The organism is Umezawaea tangerina, from assembly GCF_003002815.1.
GTDB lineage: Bacteria > Actinomycetota > Actinomycetes > Mycobacteriales > Pseudonocardiaceae > Umezawaea > Umezawaea tangerina.
Genome location: NZ_PVTF01000007.1, coordinates 111,031 through 126,678, shown reverse-complemented (window position 1 = coordinate 126,678; position 15,648 = coordinate 111,031). Strand labels below are relative to the sequence as shown.

The window sequence follows — 15,648 nt, the reverse complement described above, 5'->3', positions numbered from 1 at the left end:
ATCATGGTCGGAGGTCCTCCGTTGGCTGGTCGCCGAGGTTCCCGGCGAGTGGTCGATCGGTCATGCCCGTCGCGCTGGCCCGCTGCCACGACCTGATGGCCGACGCCGTCTCCTCCGCGGTCCGCGGTTCGTCCCGGACCTCGTGCCTCGGGGCCGACGGGACCGACGGGGCCCTGGGGGTCGGGGCGCTCGCGGTCACCGGGCGGTGCCGTCGGCGGATGGGCAGCCCGTTGGGCGTGGTGCCGTTCGCCGCGGCCGACGTGCCGGGCACGACGCGGTCCGGTCGGGACGTGGGCGTCGCCCTGGTCCGGCCCGCGGGCGCCTGCGCGTCCGCCTTGGCCGTGACGAGCAGCGCGTTGGGCAGGAACAGCACGGCGCGCACGCCGCCGTAGGGCGAGTTCCCGTCGACGGAGACCTGGAAGCCGTACTTGCCGACCAGCACGCCGCACACCGCGAACCCGGTCTGCGGCGGGTTGCCCAGCCTGCGGATGTCCACCGGTTCGCGGCCGGACAGCAGCCGGGTCGCCCGTGCGATCTGCTCGGCGGTCATGCCGACGCCCGCGTCGTCGATGATGACCGACGTGCCGTTGTGGCCGAGCTCCGCGTGGACCCGCACCAGCGTGCCCGACTGCGACGAGCGCGCCGCGTTGTCCAGCAGCTCCGCGACCGCCAGCACCACGGGCTCCACGTGGGTGTCCACGACGGCGACCGGCAGCTCCACCCGCACCTCGATGCGCAGGTAGTCGCGGATGCGCGAGACCGCGCCGCGCACGACGTCGGACAGCTCGGCGGCGGAGCGCTGCGTCCCCGGCCACGCGCCGCACAGCACGGCCAGCGCCTGGGCGCGACGGCCGAGCTGGGAGTTGGCGTGGTCGATGCGCAGCAGCCCCTCCAGCACGGCGGGGTCGTTGTGCTGGTCCTGCATGCCGGACACCGCGACCTGCTGCTCCGCGGCCAGGCTCTGCACGGCGGCGGCCATCCCCCGCACCGTCTCCTTGGCCTCGTCGCTGGAGCGCTTGTGGGCGTCGGTCTCGTAGGTGCCCGCCATCACGAGCAGCGCCTGGCACAGGTCCCCGAACCGGGTGCCCCTCAGCTGCGGGTGGCGCGCGGCGGGCACCTCGACGTCGGCGCCGCCCGCGCGGTCGACCTCCGCGGGCAGCCGGCTGTCGACGAGGTGCGCCAGCTCCTCCTCGCGCATCGAGATGCCCAGCTCGGCGGCCAGGGTGCGCTGCCGCTGCACGGTCGTGACGTGTCTTTGGCGGACCAGCAGCACCAGGAGGACGACGACGAGCGGCAGCCCTGCGGCCAACACCCACGGATCGGTCGTGGTGAAGCGGGTCAACAAGTCATGCCCTTCGGGAACGGGGACGCGTCGGGAGCTCCCGCGGGGCAACGACTTCCGCCGCCTCGGGAGCACCGCGCAATCCTTGCGGACCCCGCGGCCGCGCGGGTACGTGCTTCCCGCAGTTTCCCGGTCCCGGCGACACGCAGGCGCCCCGGCCGACACGTACGTGCTCGACCCGCCCACGTACGTGTGCCCGCCGTTCCCGCTGGGCCGACCGGAAAACGCCACGTGACCCACCCGGTCGGAGAACACGTACACCTCCGGCAGTCCCGAGGACGATCATGTGGAACGGCTCCCCCGAGCCGATCACCCCACTGCCACAAGGAGAACTCCCGTGCCTGGTCCTGTCACCGCGGCCGAGGTCGACCGCGTCGTCGGCGTCGCGTTCGACCCGCTGCGCCACAAGTGGGTGTTCGTCGCGGACGCGGCGGAGGGCCAGGTGGTGCCGACACCGAAGCTGGCCGGGTCCTTGCTGATGTCCGGGACCGTGCTCGACGAGCACAGCGGGGACATGGGCAACATGGTGTTCGGCCGCCCCGGCGCGGTGCTGCGTCCCCGCGGCGTCGAGGACGTCGCCGCCATGGTCGCCTTCTGCGCCGAGCGCGGGATCTCCGTCGCCGCCCGCGGTGCCAAGCACACGGTCTTCGGCCAGGGCCTCGTGCCCGACGGCCTGGTCGTCGACATGACCTCCCTGCGCGCGGTCCACACCATCGGCGAGGGCGTCGCCGACGTCGACGCGGGTCTGCTGTGGCACGACCTGGTCGTCGAGGCCGCGGGCCGCGGGGTGCGCTTCCCCGCGCTGACCCACTTCCTGGGCCTCACCGTCGGCGGGACCCTCAGCGTCGGCGGCATCTCCGCGGCCTACCGGTTCGGAGGGCAGGTGGAACTGGTTCGCGAGATGCAGGTCGTGACCGGTCGCGGTGACGTGGTGTGGTGCTCGCGGGAGCGGCAGCCCGACCTGTTCCGGGCGGCGCTGGCGGGTCTGGGGCAGGTCGGGATCATCACCAGGGTCCGCCTGGAGGTGGTCGCGATGCCGGACACCGTGCACACCCACGAGCTGGTGTTCGGGGCCGAGCGCATGGGCGACGCCTTCGCGGTGCTGCGCGAGCTGATGGATCGGCGCGAGGCCGACGAGCTGTTCCTCTGGGTGTGGCCGCCCACCGGGTCCGGCGGCCCGGAGTTCCGGGTGCACGTGGCCCGGTTCGGGGACGGCACGACCGGCGACCGGCACCTGCTGCGCGACCTGCCCGAGCCCGACCGGCACTCGCGGGGCGAGCAGGACTACCTGTCCTTCGCCCTGACCCACGACACGATGTTCGAGCAGGTCCGCCGGGACGGCGCGTGGGACCGGCTCAAGAAGCCGTGGTTCGACGTGTTCGTGGCCGACGAGGACGTCGAGGACCACCTGGGGGCGCTCATCCGGTCGATGTCGCCGGAGGACTGGTCGCCGGGCACGGGGTTCGTCCTGGCCTTCCCCCACGAGGCCGACGGGTTCACGGCTCCGCGCCTGCGGGTGCCCAAGGGGACTTCGCGCGTGTGGCTCTGCGACGCGCTGACGACCAACAGCGCCGACACCGGCTCGCCCGCGACGTTCAGCGCCCGCGCGTTGGCGCGCAACGCCTTGTGGGAGCAGCGGTTCGACGTCGTGTCCGCACCGGACACCGGCGCCGACCCGGACGAGGGGTCCTTCGTCTACCCCATCGGCGCCAAGGAGTGGACCGCGCGGGCGTGGCGGCGGCACTACGGCAGCACCTGGCCCGAGGTGGTCGCGGCCAAGCACCGCTACGACCCGCGGCGGATCCTCACCCCCGGTCCCGGCATGGTGTTCGACGCCGACCCCAGCGGCCCCGCGGCGCCGTGAGCCGACGGCCCGGCGGTCGTCCCCTCCGGGCACGGGCCGCCGCCGGGCGCGGTTGAATGGACCGGTTTCCCGGCGATGGAGTGCGGACGAAAGCGATGATCGTGGCGAGTGGGGTCGAGACGACCAGGAGGGACCCGTCGAGGTCCAGTGCGGCGCTGTCGCGGCTGGTCGGGCGCGACGAGGCGGTGGCGGAGGTCCTCGGGGCGCTGCGGGAGGTCGACGCGGCCGGGCGGCCGGTCCGGCGGCTGATCACCCTGGGCGGTCCGTCCGGCATCGGCAAGACGCGGATGGCCCAGGAGGTCATGACCGTCGTGGCCGCCCGGCAGCGCCGCACCGCCTTCGTCTACCTCGCCGACCTCGACGGCGGGCAGGACCGGGCACCGCAGCAGGGCGACCTCGACCTGGACACCATCGCCCGGATGACCCAGGAGGCGCTGGGCATCACCAACGTGTCCTCCCAGGACCCGCTCGACGTCCTCGTCACGCACCTTGCGCAGCACCAGGACCCAGAGGACGCAGAGGACGCCCAAGACACCGCCGACCGGTCACCCGAGGAGCTCGCCGGGCCGCTGCTGGTGCTGGACAACTGCGAGAAGGTGCGCGACGCCGTCGGGGACCTGGCCTCGATCCTGCTGTCGGAGGCGCCCGCCCTGCAGATCCTCGCGACGTCGAAGATGGAGGTGGGGCTGCCGCTGGAGCTCCTGGTCCCCCTCGCGCCGCTGTCGATCCCCGGTGAGCACGCGGACGTCGACGACACCTCGGAGTCGATGACCCTGCTGCTGCACCTCGTCACCGCGGCGGGGCGCAAGATCCCCGTCGAGCAGCTGCCCGACGCGCTGGACCTGGCCCGGTGGTCCGGCGGGCTGCCCCTGGTGCTCGAGTTCATCGCCGCGCGGATCAAGTCCGGCTTACCGCCGGCCGTGGTGCTGCAACGGCTGGCCGGTGGCGCGCTGCTCACCAGCCGTGGCACGCGACGGCCCCAGCCCCACCACAAGACGCTGCGGATGGCCCAGGACGACACGTTCCAGCTGTGCACCGAGCCCGAACGCGTCCTGCTCGGCCGCATCGCGGTGTTCACCGGAGGATGCGACCTCGAGGACGTCGAGCACGTGTGCAGCGGCGACGGCATCGACCGCGACGAGGTCATCGACCTGCTCGGCGCGCTGGTGGACCACACCATGCTCCAGGTCGACACCCCCACGGGCCGCTACCGGATGCTCCCGCCGACCCGCGACTACGCCCTGGGCAAGCTCAGGGAGAGCGGTGGGGAGGCGCGGGTCCGCGATGCGCACGCCCGGCACTTCGGCGGGCTGGCGCGCCGGGCCGCCGACTCGTGGCTCAACGCCCGCGACGGGATGGACGAGGTCGCGTGGCTGGCCCTGGGCGCGCGCGAGCTGGACAACTTCCGCAGCGCCATGACCTGGTTGCGGGACAACGGGGAACCCGAGCTCGGCCTGGAGATCGCGCTGGACCTGGCCCGGCTGCGCTTCTGGTGGTTCTCCGGCCTGCTGCCCGAGGGCGGCACGTGGCTCAGGCGGCTGATGGAGCGGTGCCCTCCCGACCCCAGCCCGCTGCTCGTCTCCGCCGCGGCCATGCGCGGCTGGATCCTGCTGTGCCAGGGCGACCACGAGGAAGCCGCGGCCATGCGGGACCGCTGTCGCGACATGGTCGCGGCGCTCGGGCTGACCGCGTGTCCGCCCGCGGCCGCGGACTTCGTCGACGGCGCCTACGGCCTGCTCGCCCTCGGCGAGCCGCGGTCGCTGGACCTGCTCAGGCGTGCCGTCGGGAAGCTCACCGCCGCGGCGCGGACCGCGACCGAGCTCACCGGTGACAAGCACCAGGCCACGCTGGTGCTCAGCCTCGGCGCGGGCCTGCTCGGCCAGGACCGGCACGAGGCGGAGTCCACGGCCCGGACGTGCGTGGCCGAGGCCGAGGCGGGCGGTGCGCGGTGGGCCGGGAGCTGGGCGCAGTGGGTCACGGGGCTGGTGCCGCTGCGGTTCGGCGGCGACCCGGAGGACGCCCTGCGGCGGTTCCAGGACGGTCTGCGCACCCAGGTCGCCCTCGGTGACAAGTGGGGCAGCGCCTGGTCCGGCACGGCCATCTACTGGGCACTGGCCCGCACCGCGTCGGCCGAGCTGGCCGCGACCCTGCACGGGGGCGCGGTCCGCCAGCAGGTCGACGCCGGGTCGAAGGTCAACTACCTGATCCCGCTGCGGGACCAGACCGCGGTCGCCGAGCGGATGGTGACCGACCGGATCGGGCGCAGCCGCTTCAGCACCCACTACGACACCGGTCGGCGGCTGCCCACCGACGACGTCCACGCCCTCGCGCTGCGCCCTCCGTCCGCCGGGGCGCCGCCTGCCGCCCGCGGCACCGCGGGCGGCTGGCAGGACCTCACGCCCCACCAGGAGCGCATCGCCCTGCTCATCGCCCGCGGCCTGAGCAACGAGGAGATCGCGCGGGAGGTGAAGGCCACCAAGCGCACCGTCGAGACCCACCTCAGCCGGATCTACACCAAGCTGCGCGTGGCCAACCGCCTCGCCCTCGCCGCGTGGGTCGTCCAGCGCGCCCCCGACCGCCCGCCGCGGCGTTAGGGGCTGTCTGGGATTCGGATCCAGGTAGGGGCCGGTGGTGAGCTGGTCGGGCTGGTAGAACACGGATGTGGCGCGTTTTGATCTGACCGATGCCCTGGTCCACCGTCTACCCCCGGTTCAACGCCTGGGTCAAGGTCGGGGTGTTCCAGGTGTTGATGGACGCGCTGATCGCCGAGGCCGCGTCTCGTGGACAGGTCGGATTGGAGTTGGTCAGCGTGGACTCCACGATCGTGCGGGCCCATCACGAATCGGCCGGGCTCGCGATCGCCGGTGAGACCCTCGATGCGCTGGAACAGGCACTGACCGAGGAAAAAGGGGCTCCATTGCCTACGCGGCAGCGGGTGCTGCGGGTGATCAGCCGCAGGCCAAGGCGGACAAGGACTGCGCGGGCACATCCATCGGTCAGGATCGTGCCGGTCTCCGGCGACGTCGCAAGGCGCGGGCGGAGGCGGCCGGGCTCGGCCGGTCCCGAGGCGGGCTGAGCAGCAGGATCCACGCCGTGGTCGACGCGGGCGGGATGCCGCTGGCGTTCGTGCTCCCGCCCGGTCAGGCCGCGGACTCCCCACGGTTCCAGGCCGTGCTGAACAAGATCCGGGTCCCCGGCGAGGCCGGTCGGCCTCGCACCCGTCCAACCGGAAGAGGAAGGGCTCCACTGGAGGACGGCCGGTCTCGTCCGATCCCGTGCTTTACGCACAACGCAACACCGTCGAAAGCTGCTTTCAGAAGATCAAGACATGGCGTGGGCCGGCCACTCGCTATGACAAGTCAGCGGAAGGCTACGAGGCCGGGTTACGTCTACGAGCTGCGGTCATGTGGTTGAGGACCCTGACCCCAACCACATGATCCAAACCCCAAACAGCTCCTAGGACGGGTGTGGGGCGCCGGTCCGGGACCTCTCCCGTGCCGGCGCGCGGCGTGCCCTGGAGGCCCGGAGGTAGCGCATCACCAGCGACACCAGGTCGGGGTGCTCGGCCTGCCAGCCCTCGGGCTCGGGACCGCCGCGCAGCAGCACCGTGGTCTGCCTCGACGTGTGCGAGACGTCGACCACCGCGCCCTCGGTCGGCAGCGCGGTGCCGACGGGGCCGACCAGCACCCGGTGGTCGGCGAGGATCCCGTCGACCTCCCCCGTGAGCTGCACCCGGCCCTCGTCGAGCAGCAGCAGGTGGTCGCACACGTCGCCGAGGTCGGTGAGCAGGTGCGAGGACAGCAGCACGGTGGTGCCGCGCTCGGCCACGTCGGTCATCACGATCCGCAGCGTCTCGTCGCGCGCCAAGGGGTCCAGGTCCGACAGCGGCTCGTCGAGCAGCAGCACCTTGGGCATCCGGCCCAGCGCCAGCGCGATGGAGACCTGGGTGCGCGCGCCCGCGGACAGCGCGCCGACCTTGGCGTCCCGGTCCACTCCCGCCAGCAGGTCGAGCACCTCGTCCGCGCGCTCGGCCGACCAGCGGTCGTTCAGCGCGCCGCCGGCCCGCATCATCTCGCGCACCGTGATCCGGTCGTAGAGCGGACGGCGCTGGATCAGGAACGAGACGTCCGGGTGCATCCGGCCGCGCACCGGGGTGCCGTGCACGGTGATCTCACCGCGGGTGGGGGTGACGAGCCCGGCGACCAGCGACAGCAAGGTGCTCTTGCCCGCGCCGTTCGGGCCCACCAGCGCCGTGACGCTGCCCTCCGGCAGGGTGAAGGTGCAGTCGCTCACCGCGGCCTTGCGCCCGAAGTGCTTCGCCACACCCCGCACCCGCACCAAGCCGTCGTCCGGACGCGTCGAGTTCATGACCGGTGTTCCCCTCCGAAGTCACCATGACGTCCACAGGGACCCTCCACTGTGGACACGGGCGGCGCTAGGCCTCGTAGTGCGCCGATCGCACGTCGGTGTAGATCGCGTCCACCACGTCGACCACGAGGCCGTCGGACACCGCGCGGCCCATCCACAGGTCCAGCTCCTCCCGCAGCGGGGCACCGGCCTTCGCCGCGTCGGTCGCCAGCGAGGCCATGACGAAGGTGCCCACACCGCGACGGCCCTCCACGAGCCCCTCGTGCTCGAGCTCGCGGTACGCCTTGAGCACGGTGTTGGGGTTCACCGTGGTGCTCTCCACCACCTCCCGTGCCGTCGGCAGCTGGTCGCCCGGCCCCAGCAGGCCCATCCGCATCGCCTGCTTGACCTGTGCCGCGATCTGGAGGTAGGTGGCCACCCCGGAGTGCCGATCGATGCGAAACTCGATCATGCCGTCCAGCATAGGTCTCCCCCCGTCCCGCGCTCGCCACCAGCACCTTCAGACCTGCCTGCGCACCGCCCACACCGTGCCCGCGACGAACACCGCCGACAGCGCCACGAAGATCGACGCCTCGGCCAGGTGCAGCGCCCCCACCGCGTCGGCCGGGATGATGTCGTAGAACGACTTCACCAGCCCCTTCTCGTGGTAGCACGTCGTGGAGTCCTTGGTCGCGCAGTCGCTGAAGTCATACCGGGAGGTGTCGGTGACCTCCTTCCCGTCCGCGGTGAGCCAGCCACCGTCCACCGTCAACCCCGCGCTCTTGTCCACCCGTTCGAACGGGTCGTCGAAGGTCACCCGCGTGGTCGTGCCGAGCGACTCCCTGAACCCGTCGACCACGAAGCGGATCACGACGAACGCGCCGAGCGCCAGGCTCATGCCCACGAGCGTCCGCTTGGACACGGCCCCGACGAACATGCCGAGGGTGTAGGCGCACAGGGCATAAGCGGCGGGTGACACGCCCGCGACACCGAAGCTGATGGCGGTGAACGGGCCGGACTGCTGCGGCCCCAGCTCCCCCGCCGCCGCGACCCAGTGCGCGACCGCGAGCTGGATGACGACCACCGCGGTCAGCGCGGGCAGGACCGTGACGAGGAACTTGGTGACCATCCACCGGGTGCGGCTCACCGACTGCGTGAACGCCAGCGCGTGCGTGCCCTGCTCGTACTCGCGGGCGAACAGCGGCGCGCCGACGAAGACCCCGACCAGCACGGGCAGCCCGAGGACCAGCACCTGCGCGACCCACATCCGGTTGCCCCAGGCGTTCTGGAACTCCATGACCTGCCTGCTGCCGCACGCGCCACCCACGCCCCGCTGCAAGCCTTCCCGGACGCAGTCCGCCAATCCGGCCGCGGCGATATCAGCGGTCATCACGGCCCGCAGCAGCAGCGCGCCCCCGACGGCAAGCACGATGCCCGCGGCGAGGGTGATGAACAACGGGCGTTGCAGGCGCCAGACGATCCAGGTCATGCCGCCACCTCCGCGGAACCACCGCTGCGCATGTAGGCGAGCGTGAGCTGACCCAGCCGCGGTCGCAGCGACCGCCAGCCGTGCTGCGGGGGCATCGGGTGCGCGACGGCGTGTACGACCTGCGCGCCGTCCACCGTCTGCACGTCCACGACCGACGCGGGCGGCGCGGGGCACGGCACGCCGAGCGGGCCCACCAGCAGGACGTGGCCGTCGAGCAGCGCGGTCACGTCACCGGCGAGCTGGATCCGTCCCTCGGACAGCAGCACGAGGTGGTCGCACACCCCTTCGAGCTCGGCCAGCACGTGCGAGGACAGCAGCACCGTGATGCCCTGGTCGCGGCACTCCGTCAGCAACGTCCTCAGCACGACCTCCCGCGCGAGCGGGTCGAGGTCGGCCAGCGGCTCGTCGAGCATCAGCATCCGCGGCCGCTTGCCCAGCGCCACCGCCAGCGCCACCCTGGTGCGCTGCCCGCCGGACAGCGTGCCCACCTTCGCGGTGAGCGGCACGCTCGCACGGGCCACCAGCTCCTCCGCGTACGCCTGGTCCCAGCCGGGGTTCGAGTTCCTGCCGAACCTGAGCGTCTCGGCCACGGTGATCTGCGGGTACAGCGGCTTCTGCTGCGTCAGGTACGACACCGCCGGGTGCATGCCCCGCCCGTTCGGCGTGTCGCCGAACACCTCGATCCGCCCCGTCGTCGGCCGCAACAACCCGGTGACCAACCCCATGAACGTGCTCTTGCCCGCCCCGTTCGGCCCGACGAGCGCCACGACCCGCCCCGCCGGGACCTCCAGCGCGCACTCCCGCAACGCCCACCCCCGCGGGTACTTCTTCCCCAGCGCGTCAGCCCGCACCGGCAGCTGTTCGTCCGTCATGCGACCACCGTAGCACTTGTTCCCTAGGTAACTAGTGAAAGGGTGTTCTCCCCCTGCACCCGAGGTCCCGCACCGGTTTGCGCACCACCCCCACCGGGGACCCTCCGACCGCCAGGGCACCCCGCCCGGCCCGAACGAGGAGCCCACATGGCCGAGGACAAGCCGGACGTCGACATCGAGGCCATGGAAGAACGGCTCGCCGACAACCAGGACCTCATCGACGAGGCCAAGGCCTCCGCCGAGGAACTCGCCAAGACCAACCCCGACCCCTACGAGACCGACCGCGAGGACGACGCTCCTTCGGGGTTCGAGTCGTCCCAAGACGACTCGGTCGACTCGCACGGGGACGTGCGAACGCGCTGAACCGCCGCTACCAGCCGGGTGGCAGGTGGTCCGTCACGGGGGCGAGGTCCTGGAAGGTGCGGGCGTTGACGGCCGCGTCCAGGCGGGTCTCGTACTCCCACAGGGTGAGCGCGCCACCGGCCATCGCGCGGTCGAGGCGGTCGAGCGCGGTCTGGCGCTGGGCCGGGGTGAGCAGGTCGTCGGCGTGCGCGTCCGGTCTGCGGTCGCGCAGCGGCTCGTCGGCGGGCAGCGGTAGGTCGACCACGAGTTCCGCGAGGTCGTGGGAGGTGGTCGCCGACCACACGGCGACGGTCCGGGCGGAATACTCGCCCGGACCGAGCCGCTCGTCGAACAACGCCTGCTCCAGGTACTTGGCGATCCGGGCGCGGTCCAGGTCGAGCGCCGGCGGCTCAGCGGCCACGGGGGCCACAGCCGGCTCGATGTCGACGGCTCGCTCGGGTTCGGCGGCAGGCTTGGATTCGGCGACCGGATCGGACTTGGCGACTGGCCCGACTTCGGCGACCGGCTTGGCCCGGACGACCGGGCAGGCCTCGATCTCCGGGTCGACCTTCGCGACCGTCTTCGGCTTGGCGACTGGTTCGGGCTTGGCGACTGCTCTGGCCTTGGGCACCAGCTTGATCTCGACGGGCGGCACCGGCCTGATCACGGGCTCGGCCACCGGCTCGACCTCGGCAACCGGCTCCGGCTCAACCACCGGCTCCGGCTTGGCCCCAGGCACCCGCCTGGTCTCGACCCGCGGCTCCGGCTCGGCAACCGGCTCCGGCTTGACGACCGGCTTGGCCCTGGGCACCCGCCTGGTCTTGACGCGCGGCTCCAGCGTGGCCACCGGCTCGACCCCAGCTGGATCCACTTCGGTGGGTTCCGCCTTGGCGCCTTCCCAGGTCACGTGGTTCGACGACAGGTCCGCGGAGCCCGAACGGTCGGCCTGACCGGGGTTGTCCACCTCCGCACGCAGCACGTCGAGGTCATCACCCGCGGCCGTCCGTTCGAGGAGGCCGTCGAACTCGGCTCGACTGAGCCTTCCGCGCCCCCTGGCCTTGAGGATCGTCCGCACGAAGGCCAGCCGGTCCAGCCCCGCCACCATCGCCGGGTCGTCGCGGCGGTGCCGCAGGTGCGGTTCGAGGTCGAGGAACAGCACGAGCAGGTCGGCCGCCGTCCGCGCCTTGGCCGCGAACGCGGTCCGCCACCTGCGGTCCGAGCCGTCCACCAACCCGTACCGCGCGGCGATGTCCAGCAACGTGGCCGCGAACGCGCGCTGGTGGTCGTCCACGGGCGCGCCGACGGGCATCGTGTCCCACCTCGGCGCGGGCACGTCGGCGACCACGGCGGGCAGGTCGTGGTAGTCCGCCGTCAGCACCACCTGCCGGAGACGCGCGTAGCGGTCCTGGTCCAGGCCTCCGCACGCCAGCCCGTAGTCCAGCACCGCCACCGCGTGCAGCCGCCTAGCCCCCTTGCGCGCCTGCGCGTTCCACCACGCGACCACAGAAGCCCGCACCCCCCGAAACACCCGGCCGGACACGAGTGTGGCGGGGGCGGGGTCGTGGATCAACACCCGCGTGGCGGCACGGGCGGTCAGGTCGCCGGGTACTGCTCCGCCTTGAGCAGCCGGGCCAGGTGGGCGGCGTTGGCGGCCAGGGTCTTCGTCGTCCCGGCGGTGGCCTCCGGGGTCTCGTCGAGGTCCTTGTAGTCCTTGCCCTGCATCGCCTCGCCGTTCCAGTACGTCACGCCGCCCGCGGGGATCGTGAAGCCGACGTCGTTGAGGCACTGGTAGAGGTCCGCGCTGATCTTGTGCGCGCCGTCCTCGTTGCCCACTACGGCCACGACACCGACCTTGCCGTAGGTCAGCAGCCTGCCCTCGTCGTCCTTTTCGGACAGCTCGCCGTCCAACCGCTCCATCGCCCGCTGCGCCACGCTGCTGGCCTGGCCCATCCACGTCGGGGTCGACACCAGCAGGATGTCGGCGGCGAGCATCCGCTCCCGGATGGACGGCCAGTCGTCGCCCTCGCCCATGTCGGTGAGGACACCCGGCTTCACGTCGTGGTCGACCAGCCGGACGCTCTCCCCCGTCACCCCGTGCTCGGCCAGCGCTCCCAGCACCTGGTCGGCGATGAGCTGGCTGCTGGACTCGGACGGGGAGGGCGACAGGGTGCAGACGAGCGCGAGTGCGCGCAGCGGCGGTTTCGTGGTGGTCATGCCCGGCGAATACCCCGGCCTCGCGGGTTCACACCGCCGCGACCCGATCGGGCGGTGTCGGTGTGGAGCGCGGCCCGCCGGGTAACCGGTCCGCGGAGGACCGGGGCAGGAGGTGCGATGGCCGGGAAGGAACCCCCGCCGAAGACCGACGACGGGCACTTCGTCGTCATCTCCGGCCGTCGCTGGCGGGCCACCGACCCGGAGGTGCCCGAGCCCGCGGCCGCGGTGCTGCGCAAGGCGCTGATGGCCGCGCGCCGCGATGTCGGACGGGCGCTGCGCGCCGGTGACGACCCCGCCTCGGCACGTGCACGGGTCCAGGTCGCGAAGGTGGCGCTCGGCGAGCGCGGCACCCCGTGGTGGGAGCAGACGTCCGAGCAGCGGCGACACCGGTGGGAGCACGGCTTGGCCGAACTGGGGGAAGCGCCCGCCACGGGGTGAGCCCCGCCCCCGGCAGCGGCCGGAACGCGGCCGCCTCGGCAACGTGAAAGCATGTCGGCAAACCATGGGGAAGCGGAGCCGATCTCCCGGGAGCGATGTGGAAGACCTGGACGTCGGGGAAGGCTCGGACATCGTCGCCTTCGTCGGGCCCGACGGTCGCTTGGCGCACCTGAACCCGGTGGGACGGGCGCTGCTCGGCCTGGGGGCCGACGCGGACGTCACCGGGACCCGCTTCGACCGGTTCCTGGTCGACGGGGCACTGGCCGCGGCGTTGGCCTCGGCCGACCGGGTCTGGTCGGGCGACACGACGCTGCGGGGCGACGGCGACGACGTCGCGGTCTTCCTCGTCTGCGCGACGGCACCCGACGGTGGTCTCACCGTCGTGGCGCGCGTCCGGGCGGACACCGGCGCCGACGGGCGCTTCCTCGCCGACCTCGAACGCGAATGGCAGGCGCTGGACGACGCCGAGGCCGTCATGGCGCTGGCGACGCGGCGGCTGGGCAGGCACCTCGGCGCCGACCGGTGCGCCTACGCCAGGACCGAGGCCGACGAGGACCACTTCGTCATGAGCGGCGACCACGCCACCGGCCTGCCGCACCTGGCGGGGAGGTTCGCGATGTCCCAGTTCGGCGAGGGCTGCCTGCGGGCCATGCGCGCGGGCGAGCCGTGGGTGGTCGCCGACAGCCTCGACGACGACAGGCTGCGCGACGACGACCTGGCCGCCTACGAGGTCACCGGCATCCGCGCGGTGATCTGCCTGCCGCTGCTGAAGAACGGCCGGTTCGCCGCGGCGATGGCGGTGCACCAGGCGACCGCGCGGAAGTGGACGGCGGCGGAGGTCGACCTGGTCGCGGCCGTGGTCAACCGCTGCTGGGAGTCGGTGGAGCGGACCCACGCGGACCGGGCGCTGCGCGACAGCGAGCAGCGCTACCGGCTGCTCGTGGAGCGCGCCACGGACGGGATCTGGATCGTCGACCGCGGACTGAGGTTCGTCGAGGTCAACCCGGCGGCCTGCGCGCTGCTCGGCTACGAGCGCGCGGAGCTGCTGGGCACGTCGGTGACCGACATCGTTGTCTCCGGCCCGGAGAACGCGCTGGACGGGCCGTCGGCCGAGGTCACCGACGTCTGGGACGTCCGCCGCGCCGACGGCACCGTGCTCTCGCTGGAGCTGGGCGTCCAGGGCACGCCCACGGGGTGGCAGGCCATCGCGCGGGACGTGACGGCCCGTCGGCGCGCCGACGCCGAGCGGGAGCTGCTGCTGCGGCACGAGCACGAGATCGCCGAGACCCTGCAGCGCAGCCTGCTCCCCCGGCGGCTGCCCGACCTGCCGCGACTGGCGGCGTCCGCGCGGTACCTGCCCGCGTCGACGTACGGGCGGACCGGTGGCGACTGGTACGAGGTGCTCCAGATCGCGGACTCCACCGTCGCGCTGTCGGTGGGCGACGTCGTGGGCAAGGGACCCACCGCCGCCGCGGTGATGGGGCAGCTGCGCAGCGCGCTCGCGAGCTACCTGCTGGACGGGCACTCCCCCGCCGGGGCGCTGGAACGCCTGGACACCTTCGCGCTGCGGGTCAACGGCGCGGCGGGCAGCACGTGCGCGTGCCTGACGTTCGACTGGTCCAACGGCCTGCTGCGCTGGGCCGTGGCCGGGCACCCGCCACCTGTGCTCGCCGACGGCGGCGAAGCCCGGTTCCTGGAGGGGCGGGCCGGACCGGTGCTGGGGGTCCGCGGGCGGACGACCTACCGCGAGGAGACGGCGCTGCTGGCGCCGGGTGCGTCGATCGTGCTCTACACCGACGGGCTGGTCGAACGCCGCGACGTCCCCATCGACGACGGGTTGGGCAGGCTCCTCGACGTGGTGCGCGCAGGTAGCGGGTCCGCGCCGGACGCGCTCACCGGAGCCGTCACCGACGCGATGCTGGCCGACGGGCACGACGACGACGTGGCGCTGCTCGTCGTGCGCTACCTGCCCGCGTCCTTGCGCGGGCTCGGCGTGCCCGCGGAGTCCGCCCAGCTCGGCGTGATGCGGCGCGCGGTCGACGGGTGGGCCGCGCAGGCCGGTCTCGCTCCGGACACGGTGGACGACCTCCAGCTGGCACTCGGCGAGGCGGCGGCCAACGCGGTCGACCACGCCTACCCCGACGGTGGCGGCGACTTCGACTACGAGGTCGCCCGCACGACCGCCGGCGGCGTCGACGTGGTGGTGCGCGACCACGGCCGGTGGCGCCCGGTCCCCGCGGACAACGGGACGAGGGGCCGCGGCCTGAAGATCATCAAGGCGCTGGCCGAACGCTCGACCTTCGACCACGGTGACGGCACCGGCACGACCGTGCGCTTCCGGCTCGCCCCCGAGAAGACCGAGCTCCCCGCCGAGTCGCACCCCGCCCCGGAGCAGCCGCGGACGGACGCGGACGGGGCGGGACTGGTGCTGGAGCTCACCGGCGACCTGGACCTCGCGGAGGTGCAGGAGGTGCGGGCCGGGCTGCTGGCGCGGATCGCCGCCGCGGCGCACCTGCGGGTCGAGGTCGACCTGACCCGGTTGCGGTACCTGAGCAGCTCCGGCATCGCCCTGCTGCTCGACCTGGCCGCGGCCGCCACCCGCGTGGACGGCACGTTGGGCGTGACCGCGGCCCGTGGCAGCGGTCCCGCGCGGATCCTGGAGCTCTCGGGGCTCGACGGGATCTCCACGGGGAGCAACCTCTCGGTGCGCACGGTGCCCGTCACGCCGTGACCGCCCCGG

13 protein-coding genes are annotated in these 15,648 nt (G+C 73.1%); 6 read left to right on the top strand and 7 right to left on the bottom strand.

What is annotated here, in order from left to right:
• Position 1 precedes the first annotated feature (1 nt).
• Positions 2–1,342: an ATP-binding protein gene (locus CLV43_RS23725; protein ID WP_211304514.1), complete on the bottom strand. Its 1,341-nt coding sequence runs from the start codon at positions 1,340–1,342 to the stop codon at positions 2–4.
• Positions 1,343–1,679: 337 nt separating this feature from the next.
• Between CLV43_RS23725 and CLV43_RS23720 the strand changes: the two genes are divergently transcribed.
• From CLV43_RS23720 to CLV43_RS23710, 3 genes are all read left to right on the top strand, one after another.
• The gene (locus CLV43_RS23720; RefSeq protein ID WP_106189479.1) at positions 1,680–3,206 is read left to right on the top strand and encodes an FAD-binding protein; all 1,527 of its coding nucleotides are present in this window, start codon (positions 1,680–1,682) and stop codon (positions 3,204–3,206) included.
• 95 nt (positions 3,207–3,301) lie between these two features.
• Positions 3,302–5,800 carry an ATP-binding protein gene (locus tag CLV43_RS23715; protein ID WP_146174885.1) on the top strand — a complete coding sequence of 833 codons (2,499 nt, stop codon included), beginning with the start codon at positions 3,302–3,304 and terminating at the stop codon, positions 5,798–5,800.
• 89 nt (positions 5,801–5,889) lie between these two features.
• Entirely contained in the window at positions 5,890–6,282 is a 393-nt protein-coding gene (locus CLV43_RS23710; protein WP_106189477.1) for a hypothetical protein, read from the top strand.
• A 380-nt stretch (positions 6,283–6,662) separates the two neighbouring features.
• Here CLV43_RS23710 and CLV43_RS23695 read toward each other — a convergent pair whose 3' ends face one another.
• The 4 genes from CLV43_RS23695 to CLV43_RS23680 all read right to left on the bottom strand — a co-directional run bounded on the left by CLV43_RS23695 (position 6,663) and on the right by CLV43_RS23680 (position 9,914).
• Positions 6,663–7,574: an ABC transporter ATP-binding protein gene (locus tag CLV43_RS23695; protein ID WP_106189475.1), complete on the bottom strand. Its 912-nt coding sequence runs from the start codon at positions 7,572–7,574 to the stop codon at positions 6,663–6,665.
• 67 nt (positions 7,575–7,641) lie between these two features.
• Positions 7,642–8,025 carry a GntR family transcriptional regulator gene (locus tag CLV43_RS23690; protein WP_106189804.1) on the bottom strand — a complete coding sequence of 128 codons (384 nt, stop codon included), beginning with the start codon at positions 8,023–8,025 and terminating at the stop codon, positions 7,642–7,644.
• Between the two features lie 48 nt (positions 8,026–8,073).
• Complete coding sequence (locus tag CLV43_RS23685) at positions 8,074–9,042, bottom strand: ABC transporter permease subunit (protein WP_106189474.1); 969 nt, start codon at positions 9,040–9,042, stop codon at positions 8,074–8,076.
• Entirely contained in the window at positions 9,039–9,914 is an 876-nt protein-coding gene (locus CLV43_RS23680) for an ABC transporter ATP-binding protein (RefSeq protein ID WP_106189473.1), read from the bottom strand. Before CLV43_RS23680 ends, CLV43_RS23685 begins: the two co-directional genes overlap by 4 nt.
• Before the next feature lie 147 nt (positions 9,915–10,061).
• On the opposite strand from CLV43_RS23680, the gene CLV43_RS23675 reads away from it, so the two are divergent.
• A complete protein-coding gene (locus CLV43_RS23675; RefSeq protein ID WP_106189472.1) occupies positions 10,062–10,277 on the top strand; it encodes a hypothetical protein in 216 nt (71 codons plus the stop codon).
• A gap of 7 nt (positions 10,278–10,284) precedes the next feature.
• Here CLV43_RS23675 and CLV43_RS23670 read toward each other — a convergent pair whose 3' ends face one another.
• Together CLV43_RS23670 and CLV43_RS23665 are read right to left on the bottom strand one after the other, a co-directional pair.
• Positions 10,285–11,772 (bottom strand): DUF1707 domain-containing protein, encoded by a 1,488-nt coding sequence (locus CLV43_RS23670; protein WP_146174884.1) that lies wholly within the window; start codon positions 11,770–11,772, stop codon positions 10,285–10,287.
• Between the two features lie 77 nt (positions 11,773–11,849).
• Entirely contained in the window at positions 11,850–12,470 is a 621-nt protein-coding gene (locus tag CLV43_RS23665) for a flavodoxin family protein (protein WP_106189470.1), read from the bottom strand.
• A gap of 117 nt (positions 12,471–12,587) precedes the next feature.
• Between CLV43_RS23665 and CLV43_RS23660 the strand changes: the two genes are divergently transcribed.
• Positions 12,588–12,908, top strand: a complete 321-nt coding sequence (locus CLV43_RS23660) for a hypothetical protein (RefSeq protein WP_106189469.1) — start codon at positions 12,588–12,590, stop codon at positions 12,906–12,908.
• Positions 12,909–13,005: 97 nt separating this feature from the next.
• Positions 13,006–15,639, top strand: coding sequence for a SpoIIE family protein phosphatase (locus CLV43_RS23655; RefSeq protein WP_245886890.1), 2,634 nt, complete (start codon positions 13,006–13,008; stop codon positions 15,637–15,639).
• Positions 15,640–15,648: the final 9 nt, after the last annotated feature.

Bases quoted from the DNA above. Each gene is read 5' to 3' on its own strand.
- CLV43_RS23710 (WP_106189477.1), top strand. From the start codon at position 5,890: ATGCCCTGGTCCACCGTCTACCCCCGGTTCAACGCCTGGGTCAAGGTC.
- CLV43_RS23680 (WP_106189473.1), bottom strand. From the start codon at position 9,914: ATGACGGACGAACAGCTGCCGGTGCGGGCTGACGCGCTGGGGAAGAAG.
- CLV43_RS23665 (WP_106189470.1), bottom strand. From the start codon at position 12,470: ATGACCACCACGAAACCGCCGCTGCGCGCACTCGCGCTCGTCTGCACC.
- CLV43_RS23715 (WP_146174885.1), top strand. From the start codon at position 3,302: ATGATCGTGGCGAGTGGGGTCGAGACGACCAGGAGGGACCCGTCGAGG.
- CLV43_RS23695 (WP_106189475.1), bottom strand. From the start codon at position 7,574: ATGAACTCGACGCGTCCGGACGACGGCTTGGTGCGGGTGCGGGGTGTG.
- CLV43_RS23690 (WP_106189804.1), bottom strand. From the start codon at position 8,025: ATGATCGAGTTTCGCATCGATCGGCACTCCGGGGTGGCCACCTACCTC.
- CLV43_RS23675 (WP_106189472.1), top strand. From the start codon at position 10,062: ATGGCCGAGGACAAGCCGGACGTCGACATCGAGGCCATGGAAGAACGG.
- CLV43_RS23685 (WP_106189474.1), bottom strand. From the start codon at position 9,042: ATGACCTGGATCGTCTGGCGCCTGCAACGCCCGTTGTTCATCACCCTC.
- CLV43_RS23660 (WP_106189469.1), top strand. From the start codon at position 12,588: ATGGCCGGGAAGGAACCCCCGCCGAAGACCGACGACGGGCACTTCGTC.